This window comes from Hymenobacter sp. AT01-02 (assembly GCF_000961955.2).
Taxonomy (GTDB): domain Bacteria; phylum Bacteroidota; class Bacteroidia; order Cytophagales; family Hymenobacteraceae; genus Hymenobacter; species Hymenobacter mucosus.
Genome location: NZ_JZIR02000072.1, coordinates 23380 through 40385, shown reverse-complemented (window position 1 = coordinate 40385; position 17006 = coordinate 23380). Strand labels below are relative to the sequence as shown.

The window sequence follows — 17006 nt, the reverse complement described above, 5'->3', positions numbered from 1 at the left end:
CACCGGTGCCCAGCGTTGTATTATTGGTGTTGCCAATGTTCGTCGTCTGCGTCGAGCCGTCGATAACCGTGTTGGCGTCCGTAATCGTCGGCAGCGCTGTTGCCAGGGTAATAGACGCTACCCCATTCGTCAGGCCGGAAGTCAAGCCAGTACGAATGCCTGGATCTGCACCACCATCCGGAATCATAAAGATGGATACTTCCTTACCAGCCGTTTGGCCTACCTGAGCTAAGCCAGCATTTGTCAGGGCATTGCTATTCAGAACAAACTGACGCAACGAGCCTTGCCCAGCATCATTGGTATTCGTAACAACGTCGAAATTGAAACCAAAATCAACGCCGGTAGATCCTGCGGCCGGTACCGTGAAGCGGCTGATAGATTGTGGCGTGAGGGTACCTGTCGTCAGGGCACTCAAGGTCTGACTGGTGGTGTTAGCACCAGCATCTTGCTTTTCAGGGGCTTCTCCTCCTACGCGGTCTGTAGCTCCGTTAGCAAAGGTCTGAACTGGCAATAGGCCAGCCACACTACCTGGCCGTACGGACGTGACGGTTGAGTTCACCACACGAACTGTATATGCCGCACTAGAAGCAACGCTGAATGAATAGGCACCGTTGGCATCCGTGGTAGTAGCCAAATAGAAGTTGCCATTGGCATCATATAGCTCTACTCGCGCACCCGCCCGGCGAATTGCTCCGCTAGTAAAGCCTGTGGCAGACGTATTAGCAGTTGAGTATGCACGGCCCGCACCACCACCATAGTTCACATCCTCAAACACAACACCGCTGAGGGTCGTTGGCGTAGCAACCGGAATTACATAGGTCGCGTTGGTTTGTGCCGTGCGGCCTACGTTGTCAGTTACTGTGTAAGTGAAGGACGCATTTCCAACGAAACCCGCAGTTGGGGTGTACGTCAGCAAATTCAACTGATTGGCGGGAATGGCTTGCCCAGCTACTACTGCTGTACCGTTGAATGATAGGGTTCCCGAGTTCGGCAGCGTAACGATGTTGTAGTAAGCAAGTGTGCCGTTACCATCAGCGTCAGTACCCAAAAGGTTGGACGAAAGCACAGTTGCGGCTGCCGTATTTGGCAGCGTTACGTTGGTAACATTGCTGACAGTAGGGGCATTGTCTGCTGAAGCAGGACCTGCGCACAAAGCTGCTGTAGGTACTACCTGCCGCGCCAAACCGGCAGCAGCGCTTGCGTATTCCCATTTCAGTGTATTGCCACCACCGTTTTCGGCGTACAGAATTAAGATATCGTGCAGGCCAGCGCTGAGAGTTACCGTTCCTGAAACCTCCACCAAGCTATGGTCGTTGCCGTTGTTGATGAGGGTATTGTCAGCGTTTGGCGCCGGAGCTATGGCGTTACCGTCTATCCACATATATGAGCCGTCGTCCGAGCTCAAGTAGAACGTGTAGCTACCAGCTACAGCAATGTTGAGACTCCCTCGGTAGCGGGCACTGAACGTGTTTGGGTCGGCCGTGGTGTTGGAGGCTGGCGGAACAATGTTGCCGAATCCGCTACCGCTGAAATCCAGCAGGGGGTCGATGCGACGTACAGAGGGAGTACGCTGGAAAAAAGTAATAGCCGTGGCTACGTAGTTATTCCCTGGGTTGTAAAACACACCAGGGTAATACTCAGCAGTCAGACCGTTGGAAGTCGTTGTGTTGGTAAGGTACGACGGTTGGCAGCTCGGTACGCTCTGCACAGTCGTAACGTTGGCATTAGCCGCCGAACCGTTATTGTTAGTGGGCGTTGCATCAAATGTGATGGACGTGCTAGCTGCTTTACCAGTTACGCTACCCGAGTTAGGCATCGTGAAAGTAACAGCATTAGTCGCATTAGCACCAGATGCCAAAGTAGTAGCAGCAAACGTAACTACCCCCGAGGTAGCGTCGTAAGTTGCGCCAGCAGGTAGGGTTACGTTGGCAGCCGCTAGGCCCGGGTTGAGTTGCAGCGTAGGCCGGATGTCTGTGGCAACATCTACCCCCGTATTCGTGGTAGTGGCCGTGTATATCACTCGGTTGCCGGCTGCTGCGGCTGTCGGGCCGCTAACGGTTGTTGTTACATCAGCCTGAGCGCACCAGCTAAAGCCCGTGAAAATAATTACCTGAGAGCCGGGGTCAGCTTGGGTTGTTTGTCCGTTTTTATACGTTACAACGACCTTGGTTACTGCTTCTGGAAACGTGATGGTGGTTGTACCATCAATGGATTGGTTATTGCCAGTACCAGTAATAATATTATTCCCACTGTATGTGTTTGTACTGTTGGCATTTAAGGTAATATCAGCAGCACTCAGGGTGATGATAGAGTTATCCGCTCGGTAGCCGTCCACTTGAACTACGTCAGTCCAGCCGCTATTGCTTGCAGTGCCTGCGACCCGGTCAATGTCGTTGATACTAAAGGAAAACCCAGTAACAGCGCGGTTTAAGCTGAATGTAGTAGTTACATAGTTTGGTGTGGTGGCAACTGGAGTAGTACCATTGGCACTATAGTTCACAGTCCAAGCTAACGACCTAGTCCCTAAATCATCCGTTGTAGCCAGAGTTGACTGTGCCTGATCTACGTTCGACAGGTAGCTAGAGGTAATAGTCGTACCCTCAGTGGTAAGCGTACGGCTGACTTTCCAGTCCTCCCCTAAAGTACGTCCTGTAAAATCGGCCGTGTTTATGTCTTGACACGTTCTGGCAGCTACGCGGTTGGCTGTTTGCCGAACAGTTTGCCGGTCAGCCGATGAACCGACAAGATCCCGTGTTGGCGTGTTCTGGGCTTTAGCACCAGTTATTCCCAACGGCACCAGACCCGCCAGCCACACTGTGAGTCGTAAGAGTGTTTTCATATGGTGAATGAGGTATGTGACGTATTGACTGTAAACGGAAGAGGGTTTTTACACCTCAAAGCTATTTCCACCTTATAAATGCGGGGTTCGTTTTCGGTAAACCGAGCTCTAGCCTCGCTAAAGGCTCGTATTTCCGGGTGTAAAGGACTTGTGTTATTCTTCTATTCCCAGGATAATTCCGAGATTCAACGAACTACGAAATGTACCAACCTTCTGGATTTGATACAGTACAAAAGCACAGAAAGCCCCGCTATAAGCGGGGCTTTCTGTGCTTTTGTACTAGGTAAGCTACTTGCTTTAATATGTCTTGGCGCGCCCACTCGTAGCCACCAACTGGCCTACTTCCTCATTAAAGCCTTGCGCACTGCACAGGTCTTCCAGATTGAGGTGCAGGCGATACTTCCAGAAGTGGGTGGGGTTGGCAGGCACGTTGATTTGCTCAGCAAACGGATCCTGCCGGCGCAGTTGTCCGTCCATTGCCAGCAGGTCTTGCAGGGGGAAGATGGCCCACATAGCGGGAGAATACAGGTGCTGCACCGTAATCTCACGCGCTACCCACGGCTCGCAGTACTGCGGAGCTTGCTCGCCGTAGTGGCCCAAGGTATTCTCGAAGAAGCGTTGGGTTTGCTCCCAGTCTTCCTCCCACCAACCGCGCACGGTGCTCATATCGTGGGAGCCAGGCTTACTACGGAGAGGTAGGGCGCCGTACCAGGGTGGCCAAACTCGGTGGCAGGGTTGGAAGGCATGCGCTGAATGTTGAGGCCTAGAATACCAAGCGCCTTCATAACTCCGGGTACTGAGGCGGGCACCATACCTAAGTCTTCCCCGCAGATTAGCATGTCGGTGGCGTAGCGTACGGGCGGCAGCTTCACCAGGCCCTGCTGGCGCCAGAACTCCTCATGCCGACGGTAGAAAAAGTCCACGTACAGATCCTGCAGACGGCCGCGAGTGTGCTCGTCCAACTCCTGGAACGACTGGCTTAACGGCAGCGTGATACGGGGGTGATAGAAGTCGGGCTGCTGATCATCGGGCACGAACAGCACTTCGTTTACTAGCTTATACAGGCCGGTACGTAACCAACGGTAGTGGTCGGCATTGCTGGGGTCCTGCGCAATTTTTTCCTCGAAGACGCGCTCAATCTGGCGCTGGGTGCGCACAAAGTCCTTGAGGCGAATAGCGCCGTGCCAGTCTGCATCCTCCATGAACTCGTCGAACACCGGCTGCGCTTGGCCGTGGAAAATGCGTTGCAGCATGTGCCAGCGGATGTAAGGCTCTACTAAGCGGCCATAATCAAACCAGCCAATGCGCTGCTCAATTTCATGCTGGTGCAGGGGTAGAGCAGGCGAGAAGTGCCCGAGCAATCCTTCCACGGAATGGCCTGGAATTTCCCAGATGCGGAAGAAGCCTAAGATGTGGTCGATGCGCAGGGCATCGAAGTAGCGCGCTAGGGTGCCCATGCGCTGCTTCCACCACGCGTAGCCATCTTCGGCCATACGCTCCCAGTTATAGGTAGGAAAGCGCCAGTTCTGGCCCGTTACCGAGAAGTCATCGGGGGGGGCACCGGCTTGCTGGTGCATGTGGTACAGCTCGGGCTGGGTCCAGGCATCTACGGAGTGACGGTAGATACCAATGGGTAAGTCGCCTTTCACTACTACGCCGTGCTGACGGGCGTAGTTTACTGCCTCACGCAGCTGCTTATCGAGGTGGAACTGGGTGAAGAAGTGCACGCCAAACTCATCGAAGTCTGGGCCGTCTTCACGCGTAAGCTCGGCTACCTGCGCTGGCGTGCGGAACTCCTCGGGCCACTGGCTGAAGTCGGCCGTGCCAAACCGGTCGCGCAGGGCCGAGAAGGCGGCATACGGAGCCAGCCAAGAGGCCTGCTCCACCCTAAACGCTTGAAACTCGGGGTCGGCCAGGAACTTCGCTTTCTCCTGCTGGTACAGCAGCTTCACGAACTTCCACTTCGCATTCATCACCGGCTCATAGTCTACGAAGTCCTTGGCGTTGAACTCTTCGCGGAGCTGCTCTATTTCCTGACGCGCAGCCGAATCTTGCAATGGCGCAATGGCATCGAGACTCAGGTACTGCGGGTGCAGGGCAAACACCGAAATAGCTGCGTAGGGGTAGCTGTCTACCCACGTGTGCGTGGCTACTGTGTCATTGATAGGCAGCACTTGCACCAGCTTCAGGCCGGTGGCTACCGCCCAGTCTACTAACAGCTTGAGGTCAGGAAACTCGCCCACGCCCAAGCCATTGCGGCTGCGCAGAGCAAACACGGGCAGGGCTACCCCCGCACCACGCCAAGGGCCGGTAGGATAGGCAAACCGATCATCGGCCTTCACGCGTAGCAGGGGCTGCTGGCCACCCAGCGGTAGATGAATCGGTCGTCGCCGGCTTCCAGGTACAGAATCTTCTGCTCCCGCGGCTCCCATATACCATATTTATATTGAGCTGTTTGCTCTGGGTGAGCCAGGGCTACCTCCGCTACCCAGGTAGGGTAGTCAGCGTCAGACAGCACCAAGGCCTTCGTGGCATCCCAGGCGCCCAGGGCCGGATCGGAGCCGAGCACGCAAATCTGGTGGTCGGAGTCTACGCGCGGGGCCGAGAGCTGAAAGCGCACCACAGAACTACCCACGGGAGCGGCCGATGGGGTAGCAGGCGCAGGGGCCGCCGCGGGCCGTCGCATCAGGCGCGGGTAAACGCGGCCGTGTGCAGCTCGTTTTCGGGTTCGGCGGGGGCACGCCAGAAATCTTCCAGCACAATGCGCTCATACTGGCCGGGCGCGTAAGCCACGCTCCGGTTGGGCCCACTCCCAGTGCTTACCGCCGTCCTGGTCGTCTAGCAGAATGTACTTATAGTCTACTGTGCCAGCTTGGTCTTCGGGGAGGTCAATCTCCTGGCTCCAGATGCCATACTCAGGTTGATAATGGAGGCTGAGCGCTTGATCGAGATTCCACTGGCCCAGGCTGGGGAGAGAACCACACACAACAAGGCGCTGGCCCCAGGCAGTGCGAAAGGGCAGAGTAAAACGAAGGGTCATTGGGGGGTTACTTCGGGGATTGGGGCGGAAAGATACTAGGATAGGTTGGCAGGGTAGATACCGGGCAATAAAATCCTTCCGTAGGCGTACAATCTCTTATCCGCGAAGTGCAACCCATCGGCCTTTTGTCGTGCTTGGTGGATAAGGCTGCCCAGTTGGTAGATCTTTTAGCCCTTTTCATCTGCCCCACTACGCACACTGAGCCAACCTACAGGCCAGTTTTCCCGTTGGTTGAGGCAGAAATCTTCCCTTTGTTGCGCTATCAGTACTTTGACACCTGCCGTCCGCCGTATTCTCTATGCCCTACTTGGGCTATTGTTGTTAATCGTCCTGCTTGTGGGTGGGGTGGTGCTGTTTCTGCAGTTTCCGGCAGGCCAGGATTTCGTAGCCCGCAAAGCCGAAAGTTATCTACGGGATAAGCTTAAGACTGATGTACGAATCGCCAAATTTCGTACAGACTTTAAGCACGGCATCAGCCTAGATGGCGTCTACATTGAAGACCAGCAAGGTGATACCCTACTGTCTGTGGGGCACTTGGGCGTAGACCTCGACATTTGGGCCCTTACCAAGTCGCAGATCAACTTACAGAGCTTGGAGCTCAATGATGGCCGCCTCGCCATTTCGCGCACCGAGCCCGACAGCATATCGAATTACGACTTCATTGTACATGCTTTTGATACTGGCGACACAACCACTGTGGCCACTACCCCTGCCGACACAACAGGCTCGGGCTTTAGGTACAACATCGGCGACCTGCGCCTGACTAACATCCTGCTTACATATAACGACCAAGTGGACGGCATGAACGTGCGCACGCGGGTAGGCGAGCTGGCTGTCAACATGGACGAGGTAGACGTGGATGGCTCTACGTACCGGGTAGATCAGGCGGCGTTGCGCAACACGGGCATCAACATTGTGCAAACCAAGGTGCCGCCAGATACTCCCGAGGACACGGCGGCTCTGAAGCTGGAGTTTGGTTTGAACCGGGCCTTACTCAACAACGTCAGCCTCACGTACAAAAACGACCCATCGGCCCAGTTTATCAGCACTCGTATTGGGGAAGCCGACGTAACGGCCGATAACATTGACTTGGTTAACAGCCGGGTGGCCCTGAACACCTTGAAACTGCGCAATACCAGCATTGCCTACGCTCAAAACGAGGAAGTGCCGGTAGAGCAACGCGTAGTAAACCCCGCCGAGGCGGTGCGCGACCTAAACGCCTCCGTGGAAAATGCCACCGGCCAGGAAGCCAGTTGGGTAGTGACGTTGAAGCAGTCGGACATCAACGGTGTAGACGTAGCCTTCGACAACTTTAATGAGCCCCGGCAGAAAACCAAAATCCGGGGTATGGACTATAACCACCTGAAGTTCAACAACCTGATTCTAAACACTGAGAATCTGCGCTATTCGGCCGACAGCACAACTGGCCGAATTACTCAGCTAGCAGGTCAGGAACAGAGTGGGTTTGCCATTACGCGCGCCGCAGCTAGCCTGCACTACGATGACCACCGCATTCAACTCAACGACCTAGACCTAGTGACGCCGCACAGCCACCTGAAGCGGCGCATTGGCATTGGCTACAAAGACCTGGCGGGCATTGCCGACGACCTGCCCAACCTAAAGCTGAACGGCGACTTGCGCGAAGCCCGCCTGGGCTTCCGCGACGTGCTGTACATCACCCCTACTCTTATTGATACACCGCCTTTCAGCAGTGGCCCCAACCAGTCCTTCCTGATTACAGGCTTGGTAACCGGACGCTTGGGCGACTTGCGCGTGCAGAACCTCGACTTTGTAGGCTTCCGCAATACCATTGTGCGCGGTGGGGGCCGCATTCAGGGCCTACCCAACACCGACGACCGACTGGTGCTCGACTTGAACTTGGGCTACGTACGCACCACGGAGGCGGATATGCGCAGCCTGTTGCCCGCCGGTACCTTACCAGAGCTAGCCATCAACCCCAACGCCCCTATGACTATGAGCGGGCAAGTGAAGGGGCGCATCAGCAACCTAGCCCTGCAAAATATCAACTTCCAGGGCCTCACAGGTACCCGCATTCGTACTAGTGGCCGCCTCCAAGGATTGCCGAACACGGACCGCCGCCTCTACGCCGACTTCAACATTCAGGAGTTCACGTCTACTGCTGCCGATATCAAGGGTGTGCTACCGGCCGGCACCCTCCCGGCTGGCTACAGCCTCCCCCCTCGCCTGTCCGTGACGGGTACCTTCCGGGGCCGCCCCACCGCGCTGGTTTTCGATACCGACTTGCGCGCTACCACCACCTACGGCAACCTAGCCGCCAAAGTGAATGTAGGCGAAGGGCCTGCTGGGCAGGAGCCCGTACGTGCTACGTTTAGCACCCAAGGCCTTGACGTGGGCAAGTTTATGGGCGACCCGACTATTGGGAAAGTGACGGCTAATGGCACGCTGACCGGCCGGGGTGGCCTTGACCCCAACTTGCTCCGCGGCACCCTCACGGCCAACGTACAGCAGGCTACTTATAACAACTACACCTACCGCGGTATCAAAGCCAATGTGGACATTGACCGGAACCGCTACGTAGTGAATGCCAGCAGCAAAGACGACCCCAACCTTAACCTAGATTTGCTGGCTACCATTGACTTGCGCAACGCCGCCAACCCGAGCTACACCGTGGACCGTCTTAACCTGCGCGGGGCCAACCTAACGGCCCTGGGCTTCTATACCGGCGGCGACTTACGCGTGCAAGGCGACCTCACGGCTAACCTTAGCGGCTCCGACCTGAACTCCTTGAACGGCACGTTTGGCGGCAGCCGCATTGTTATCGTCAATAACAACCAGCCCTTCGCCCTCGACTCGGTGAGTGGGCGTATTGTGCAGCGCACGGGCCGCACGGAGGTAGACTTCGCTTCCAGCGTGGCCGACCTAACCTTGCGCGGTAATACTCGGCTCGGTGATATTGCGACGGAGCTGCAGCGCCACATTGATCGGTACTTCGATTTGCCTGGCGTGCAATACCGGCCTAGCAACGAGTACCGGCAGTTCAACTTCGTGGCCAACCTAAAACAGCCGCGCCTGCTGCAACAACTGGTACCCGACCTGAAGCAGCTTACACCCTTCAAGCTGACGGGCTCTTACGACAGCCGCGCTGCCGACCTGCGCCTGAACACTCGCGTGGGACGCATTGTATACATGGGCTACGCCCTGGACTCCTTGAAGCTGGCTGTGCAGTCTGACCCACAGAAGCTGGACTACGCGTTGGGGCTACGTCAGATCAGCCAAGACACCACGTTGCGCCTGCCTAACCCTACCCTCTCGGGTAGCATTGCCAACAACCAGGTAGGCACCCACCTGCGCATTGCCGAAAACGACAGCACCACCATGCTCGACTTGGCCGGTGCGCTGCAAGTAATCAACCAAGGAGCGGCTTACGTCTTCAGCTTCGACCCCAAGCTGGTGCTCAACGACCAACAGTGGAGTGTGCAGCCCAACAACCGGCTACAGTACACCATGAATACTGGGGCCATCCGGGCTGAAAACGTGCGTCTGAGCCAGGGCAATCAGCTTATTGAGCTGCAAACCCTAGCCGGCGCCGACTACCCCCTGCAAGCCCGTCTTTCCAACCTCGACCTGAACACCTTGGCCAAGGCCGGCGGCCTCCAAGATTCGCTAGTGGGAGGCACACTCAACGGGCAGGCCGTGGTAAGAGCTATTGGGCAGCCGCGCATGGCCTTCACCGCCGACGCTACCCTAGGCAGCTTTGCCTACAATAAGTCGGTAATCGGCGACCTGCGCCTGCAAGCTACCAACCCGAGTACCGATCGGTACAATGTGAATGCCACCCTCACCGGGGGGCCAAACAATAACAACGTACAAGTAACCGGCAATTACTTTACTAGTGGCGCCTTGGATATGCAAGCCAACATTCAGCGCTTCAACCTGAATACGGCCGAGCCATTCTCGGCAGGGCAACTGCAGCAAACCAGCGGCTACCTCACGGGTGAGCTTGCCATACGCGGTACTACCAGCGCACCGCAAATTCGGGGCACCGTGACTACCAACGAGGCGGGCTTTACGCTCACGCAACTGGGTGCGCCATTTACCTTGCCGAATGAGAGCTTGGTGTTTGATGAGCGGGGCATCAAGTTCGATGACTTCACCATCCTGGACTCCCTGCGCAACGAAGCGGTAGTAAACGGCTACGTGCTCACCCGAGACTACGTGACGGACTACCGCTTCCAGCTGCGGGCCGTAACGGAGAACTTTATTGCGGTGCAGAGCACCCAGCGCGAAAACCCCTTGTTCTGGGGTAAGCTCATCGTAGACTCCGACACCCGCATTAGTGGCGACCTAAACTTGCCCCGCGTGCGCACAACGGCTAGCGTTGATGATGGCTCTAACTTGTTTCTGGCCGTGCCCAATGACGAAGCCGACAAGGTGAGCAGCGACGGTATTGTTGAGTTCGTGGACAAGAGCGCCCCGCTCGATACGATGCTGACCCGCCAGCTGGCCATTGACTCGGCGCGTACGGCCGCGGGCTTCGATATTGCCGCTACCATCACCGTCACCGATGAAACACCCTTCACCATCATCATTGATGAAGCTTCCGGCGACAACCTGAAGGTGCGGGCCAACGGTACGCTCAGCACGGCCATCGACCCGGTGGGTAGCATCACGCTCAGTGGCCGCCTCGACGTGACCAGCGGCAGCTACCACATGTCGCTCTACGACCTCACGGAGCGCGACTTTACCATTGCCAAGGGCAGCAACATCGTATGGTCGGGCGACCCATACAACGCCCAGGCCAACGTATCGGCTATCTACAGTGTGCGAGCGGCTCCTTCCGAGTTGTTGTCGGGCCAGGGCCTGAGCGACGAGACGCTGAAATCAACGGCTCGCAACCAGCTACCCTTCAATGTATTCCTGAACGTGACGGGTGAGTTGCTAAAGCCAGTCATCAGCTTTGATATTCGTCTGCCTGAGGATTCGCGCACAGAATTGCGCACCCAAATTGAAAACCGCCTCGCCCAACTGCGCCAGCCCAGCCAGACTGATGCGCTCAACAAGCAGGTGTTCTCCCTGCTGGTGCTCAACCGCTTCTTGGCCGATAACCCCTTCGATAGCAGTAGTGGTAGCATTGTGGCCGACCAACTGCGCGGTAGTGCCAGTCAGGTACTCACTCAGCAGCTCAACAACCTCACGGGCAGCTACCTCTCCAACCTAGGGGTAGAGCTAGGCGTGAACTCTCAGGCCGACTACTCATCTGGCTCGGAGAAAACCCGTACCGACCTGAACGTGGCCGTGCGCCGCCAGCTGTTCAACGACCGGGTGACGGTGCGCCTGGGTACCGACGTGCCCCTGGCCGGCGGCAACCAAGCCTCGAATGGTCAGCAGAGCGTGAGTAGCTTTGCCGGCGACGTGAGCGTGGAATACGACGTGCTCGCCAACGGCCGCCTACGCCTGCGCGCTTACCGCAATAACGCCTACGGCGACATCGACGGGCAGTATGTGCGCAACGGGGCATCCCTGATTTTCCAGCGCGACTACCAGAACCTGGCCGACCTGTTTAAGGGTATCGACAAGGACGTAAAGCAAGCCAATAAGGAAACCCGTAAGCGCCAAAAGCAGGAAGACAAGGCCGCTAAAGACTCGGTGCAAACCGTAGCCACCGACCCTCGCCGTGATTCGTCGCGGGTGGCGCCCCGCCGCACGACCACCAGCCGCTAACCGCTTTCCTAAGCCCTCGATATTTACCTGATACTTGCCACCTGTGCTTTCAACTGCTTTTTTCTCGCTCTCCACTACTCCGTTCCGCTCTCACCGAGTGGCCGGCGCCCTACTGCTTGGGCTGCTAGCTAGCTGTAGTGGCACTAAGTTTATCCCGGAGGCTCCAAGCTCTACACGGGCAGCACCGTAAAGCTAGTGTCGAACACCAAGGAGAAGCTGCCCAACGAAGCAACGGTACAGGCAGACTTGGAAGCCGTAATTACGCCTAAGCCCAACAGCTCCATCCTGGGGTTGCGGCCTAAGCTCTACTTCTGGCACATGGGCGAAGGCAAAACCAAGGGCCTGGGGCACTGGCTAGCCGACAAGTACGGCGAAGAGCCTGTGCTCTTGAGCACGGTAGACACTAGCCGGGTGCAGGGCCTAATGGTGAACCGTCTCAACAACGACGGCTACTTTCAGCCGGTAGTGCACAGCAAAGTAGTGGTGAAGGACCGCACGGCTTCCGTAGATTACACGGCCCGCGTAAACCGGCCCTACACCATCAAGGAAATTCACTTCCCAGAACGCGACACCCTACTGGACCGCGACATTCGCTCAACCCAGGCGGGCACCCTGCTCAAAGAAGGCGACATCTACAATCTGCAAACCTTCGTGAATGAGCGCACGCGCATTGATGCGGCCCTTAAAAACAAAGGCTACTACTACTTCGCACCCGATTACCTGCTATTTCAAGTAGATAGCACCCTCAATAATCAGGTGAACGTGTACCTGAAAGTGAAGGCTAGTATTCCGAAGCGGGCTGCCCAGCCCTACGTGCTTAACCGGGTGACGCTGAATACGGACTACACCCTCAACGACACGACCCTGAACAAGACGCCTATGATGTTCCGGGGCTACCGCTACTACCCAGACGAATCGATGTTTAAGGCCAAGGCCATAACCAATGCCGTGTTCCTGTACCCCGACAGCCTCTACCGACGCCGCCGCAGCGACCAAACCCTGAGCCGCCTCATGAGCCTGGGCACGTTCCGGTACGTAGACATGCAGTTCCGCCCCGCTCGCAACGTCCCCGACTCGGCAGAATATGGGCACCTGAACGCCATTGTGCGCATGACGCAGGTACCCAAGAAGTCTATTCGGGCGGAGCTGCAAATGAATACCTCCAACATCTTCACCGGCCCGGCCTTTGTGGTACAATACCGCAACCGGTCGGCGCTGCGCGGAGCCGAGCAGTTGCTTGTTAATGCCAACGCTTCCTTTGAAACGGGTAAGGGTGCCCTGTCCGGCGTTACATCTACCCAGTATGGCCTTGATGCCCAACTGCTGGTGCCGCGCCTGATTACGCCCCCTTTCAACATCCGGCTGGTCAACTCCGACTTCCAGCCCCGCACCTTCTTTGAGGCGGGCTATAAGCTGGTTTCGCGCACACAGTATTTCCGGGAGGACATTTTCAACCTGGGCTACGGCTACACCTGGAAAACCAAGATTACCAACGAGCAACGCTTCCAGCCTATCGACTTACAGTACCTGCGCCTCAGCAACACGCAGGATGTTTTCGAGCAACTTCTGCAAGAGCGTCCCTTCCTGCGTCAGAGCTTCCGCCAGCAGTTTATTCTGGGTAGCGGCTATACTTACACCTACAACCAGCAGGTACTAGAGCAGCGCCGCAACCAAATCTATTTCAGCGGCGGCTTGCAGCTTTCCGGCAACCTGGCCTACCTGCTGCAAAACTTAAGCGGAGTTAGCAAAACCACCAACGATGACGGCACCCGGGCATACAGCCTCTTCGGGCAGCAGTACTCGCAGTACACGCAAGTAAACCTGGAATTCCGTAATTACTACCGGACTTCCTCCAACCCTACCAGCGGCAACAAGATTGCTACCCGCCTGCTGATTGGGGCGGGCGTACCCTACCTGAACTCCAGCACCATGCCCTACCTGAAGCAGTACGGCATTGGCGGCCCCAACAGCGTACGGGCCTTCAACGCCCGCGGCATTGGGCCAGGCACCTACCGCCCTACCGATGCGCAGAATGAGTCGAACAGTGGCTTTTACGACCAGGTTGGTGACATTCGGATAGAAGCCAACGCAGAATACCGCCAAGACTTGTTCCCGTATGTGAAAGGCGCCCTGTTTGTGGATGCTGGCAACGTGTGGCTAGTGAATGGCGACCCAAGCCGCCCCACGTACGACGAAAACGGCAACGCCGATGGGGAGAACGGTCAGTTCAAGTTCAATACCTTTCTGAAGCAGTTGGCCATCGGGGCGGGGGCGGGTATCCGCATCGACGTGCAGTTCTTCGTGATTCGTCTGGATGCGGCCTATCCGCTGGTGTACCCCTACAAGAACAGCACCTTTACGGTACCCAGCACCACTGTTCCGGGACAACTCGACAACATCCGTGCAAACGAAACCGGCTACAAAGCCATCAAGCTGAATATCGGTATTGGCTACCCCTTCTAAGGCCGATGTAGCCGAACTACTCATACAAAGAAAAAGCCCGACCGGAAATGGTCGGGCTTTTCTTTGTATGAGTAGTTCGGCTACTGTACTAGGCTTCAGCACCCACGCGAAGCTCAACGGGGGCTCCTACGGTTTTGCGGGTGGCCTCCACCGTTACTACCACGTACTTTGAGGTGGGCGTATTGCTGGTTTTCGCAACGCTACCTACCGGCACAAGGGGGTTCGCCTCGGGGAAGTAGGCGGCCACGTTGCCCTTCGGAATATCGTAGGGAATAGCAATAAATTTCTCTACCGTGCGCTTCTCGCCTTTGTAGTGGCTGGTGATGTCGATAAGGTCCTTGGCGTTCAGGCCCCGCTCGGCAATGTCTTGCGGGTTCATGAACAACACACGACGCTCATTGTGCACGCCCCGGTACCGGTCGTTGTAGTCGTAAATGGTTGTGTTGAACTGGTCGTGGCTGCGCACTGTCATCAGGATCAACTGGTCGGGCTCGTTCACGTACTTTTCCAGCTCGGTAGTAGTGAAGTTGGCCATCCCATTTTTGGTAGTGAACTTCCGTTCGCGCGGGCCATTGGGCAGGTAGAATCCACCGGCGCGGCGTAGCTTCTCGTTGAAGTTCTCGAAGCCCGGAATTACCCGGCTGATATGGTCGCGGATGACGTCGTAGTTCTCCGTCATGGCTACCCAGTCAGCAATGTTGATCTTGTTGCCCAGGGTAGCAATGGCTACTCCGGCCAAGATGGCTACCTCGCTCATCATCTGCCCAGCCAAGGGGACCAGCACGCCTTTATTCTGGCTTACTACCCCCATGGAGTTCTCGCAGGAAGTCATCTGCTGCCCCGATTTCTGCATGTCGATATCGGCGTGGGTAAAGCAGGGTAGCAGCAGGCTGGTTTCGCCGGTGGTCAGGTGGCCGCGGTTGAGCTTGGTGCCTACGAACACCGTGAGCTTCTGCTTGCGCATGCCTTCAGCAATGACTTCGGTATCGGGGCCGGCCGCCAGCAGGTTGCCACCCAAGCTAAAGAATACCTTGGTCTTGCCCTTGTACATGGCCTTGATAGCCTCCACCGTGTCGTAACCGTGCTCATACGGTGGCTTGAAGTTGAACTCCTTTGCCAAGGAGTCCTGAAACTCTTTGGTAGGTTGTTCCCAAACCCCCATGGTCCGGTCGCCTTGCACGTTAGAGTGGCCGCGCACCGGGCAAGTTCCCGCACCCGGCTTGCCAATGGCGCCCTTCATGAGTTGTAGGTTTACAATCTCCTGTATGGTTTGCACCCCCTGGCGCTGCTGAGTTACGCCCATAGCCCAGCAGGTTATAATTTTCTGCTTAGTGGCCAGCATATTGGCTGCCTCTAGCAACTGGGCCCGCGTAATACCGCTCAGCTCCTCAATATCTTCCCAGGAAGTATTGCGGATATTCTGCTCGAACGACTCGAAGCCCGTGGTATACTTCTCGATGAAGGGCCGGTCTACCACCTGACCGGGATTCATGTCTTCAGCCTCAAACAAGTGCTTCATGATGCCGCGCAGCAGCGCCATATCCCCATCTACCCGCACTTGCAGGAATAGGTCGGTAATCTGCGTGCCGTCGCCCAGCAGAGCGCCCAGCGCCCGGAAGGGGTTCATGAAGTCCTGGGGATTTTTGAAGTGCAGCAGGCCGGCTTCTGGCAACGGGTTCACCGCAATAATCTTGGCTCCGTTGCGCTTGGCCTTTTGCAGGGCCGTGAGCATGCGTGGGTGGTTGGTGCCGGGGTTCTGCCCAATAATGAGGATTACTTCAGCTTCGTGGATGTCATTGAGCGTTACGGAGCCTTTGCCTAGGCCCAGGGTAGGGCTAAGGGCGGCGCCGCTGCTTTCGTGACACATGTTAGAGCAATCGGGCAGGTTGTTGGTACCCAACATCTTGGCAAAGAGCTGGAACAAAAACGCCGGCTCATTTGGCACTTTGCCCGAGGTGTAGAACAGAGCCTCATCCGGCGAGGCCAGGGAGTTCAGGTTATCAGCAACAATCTGAAACGCCTCCGACCACTCAATGGGTGAATAATGATTGTCGCCGGGGCGTTTCACCATGGGATGAGTTAGGCGGCCCGCATTATTCTGGTCGCGGTCCGTCATGCGCGACAGTTGGGCCAGGCTGTGCTTAGCAAAGAATTCCGGGCCGGCGGCTTTATCGTCGGCATCGGAGGCAGTAGCCTTGGCGCCGTTCTCGCAGAACTCGGCCACGGAGCGGTGGTCGTCGGGGTCGGGCCAGGCGCAAGACGAGCAGTCGAACCCGTCCTTCTGGTTCATTTTCAACAGGCCCTTGGTGCCACGGGTAAGGCCCGCTTCGCCCCAGTTGAACTCCATTGACTTGATAACGGCCGTTACGCCGGCGGCTACTTTCGCGCGCTCCTCCAACTTCAGGCCAGTAAATCCCTCTGGTGGCTGAGCCAAAATTGAGTGATGGTACTTAGCGTTGGCCACGTCGGGAGCGGGTATTACGGTTTGGTCCCGGTCGTGCTGCGGGTCGGGGCGGTAGTGGTCATTGGTTGGGGCAGTACCTTGGTCAGGCCGTTCGCCACTCTTGGGCGCATTCTCGGCCTTTTGCTCTTCAGTTTTGCCAGCCTTGCTGGGGTCGTTGATCGGGGAATCTTCCATGACAAACAGAACAGGTGGGAAAGGAAAAAGATAAGGAAACTCCGCTGTTTTTTGGCAACGGGCCTACCTTCTTCCCGGTGAAAATTTCTAAAACCAACTCACGTAAGCGAGCAAACCAACCGCCAACAGAAGCAGCATTTGATGATAGCCAGGTGAAGAGCCAGTTTGCCAGCACTCTAAGGCAACACCGCTTTACCTTGTGTTGGTTGCGTACTGCGGCATTCCACCTCAGCCAACGCCACCTGTACACCGCTCGCTACCAGTGTGTGTACTCCACAATACGTAGTATGTCAGACGCAGAAGTAACTGTGGAGGTTACGGAA

The 17006-nt window shown here is 56.5% G+C and carries 6 protein-coding genes and 1 pseudogene; 2 read left to right on the top strand and 5 right to left on the bottom strand.

The window, feature by feature from the left end:
- From VI25_RS18575 to VI25_RS24230, 4 genes and pseudogenes are all read right to left on the bottom strand, one after another.
- Positions 1-2839: Ig-like domain-containing protein (locus VI25_RS18575; RefSeq protein ID WP_236705124.1), on the bottom strand; the 2839-nt coding region annotated here is incomplete at its 3' end.
- Positions 2840-3136: 297 nt separating this feature from the next.
- Positions 3137-5271 (bottom strand): annotated as a pseudogene (locus VI25_RS24240) (4-alpha-glucanotransferase).
- Positions 5178-5525 (bottom strand): carbohydrate-binding module family 20 domain-containing protein, encoded by a 348-nt coding sequence (locus tag VI25_RS24235; RefSeq protein WP_055562726.1) that lies wholly within the window; start codon positions 5523-5525, stop codon positions 5178-5180. The pseudogene VI25_RS24240 and the gene VI25_RS24235 overlap by 94 nt, the downstream one beginning before the upstream one ends.
- A gap of 81 nt (positions 5526-5606) precedes the next feature.
- Entirely contained in the window at positions 5607-5879 is a 273-nt protein-coding gene (locus VI25_RS24230) for a CBM20 domain-containing protein (protein ID WP_045688964.1), read from the bottom strand.
- A 315-nt stretch (positions 5880-6194) separates the two neighbouring features.
- Here VI25_RS24230 and VI25_RS18550 point away from each other — a divergent pair, with 315 nt between their 5' ends.
- The gene (locus tag VI25_RS18550; protein ID WP_152981698.1) at positions 6195-11582 is read left to right on the top strand and encodes a translocation/assembly module TamB domain-containing protein; all 5388 of its coding nucleotides are present in this window, start codon (positions 6195-6197) and stop codon (positions 11580-11582) included.
- Positions 11583-11777: 195 nt separating this feature from the next.
- Entirely contained in the window at positions 11778-14045 is a 2268-nt protein-coding gene (locus VI25_RS18545) for a BamA/TamA family outer membrane protein (protein WP_055562725.1), read from the top strand.
- A gap of 88 nt (positions 14046-14133) precedes the next feature.
- Here VI25_RS18545 and VI25_RS18540 read toward each other — a convergent pair whose 3' ends face one another.
- Positions 14134-16683: an FdhF/YdeP family oxidoreductase gene (locus VI25_RS18540; RefSeq protein WP_082455679.1), complete on the bottom strand. Its 2550-nt coding sequence runs from the start codon at positions 16681-16683 to the stop codon at positions 14134-14136.
- Positions 16684-17006: the final 323 nt, after the last annotated feature.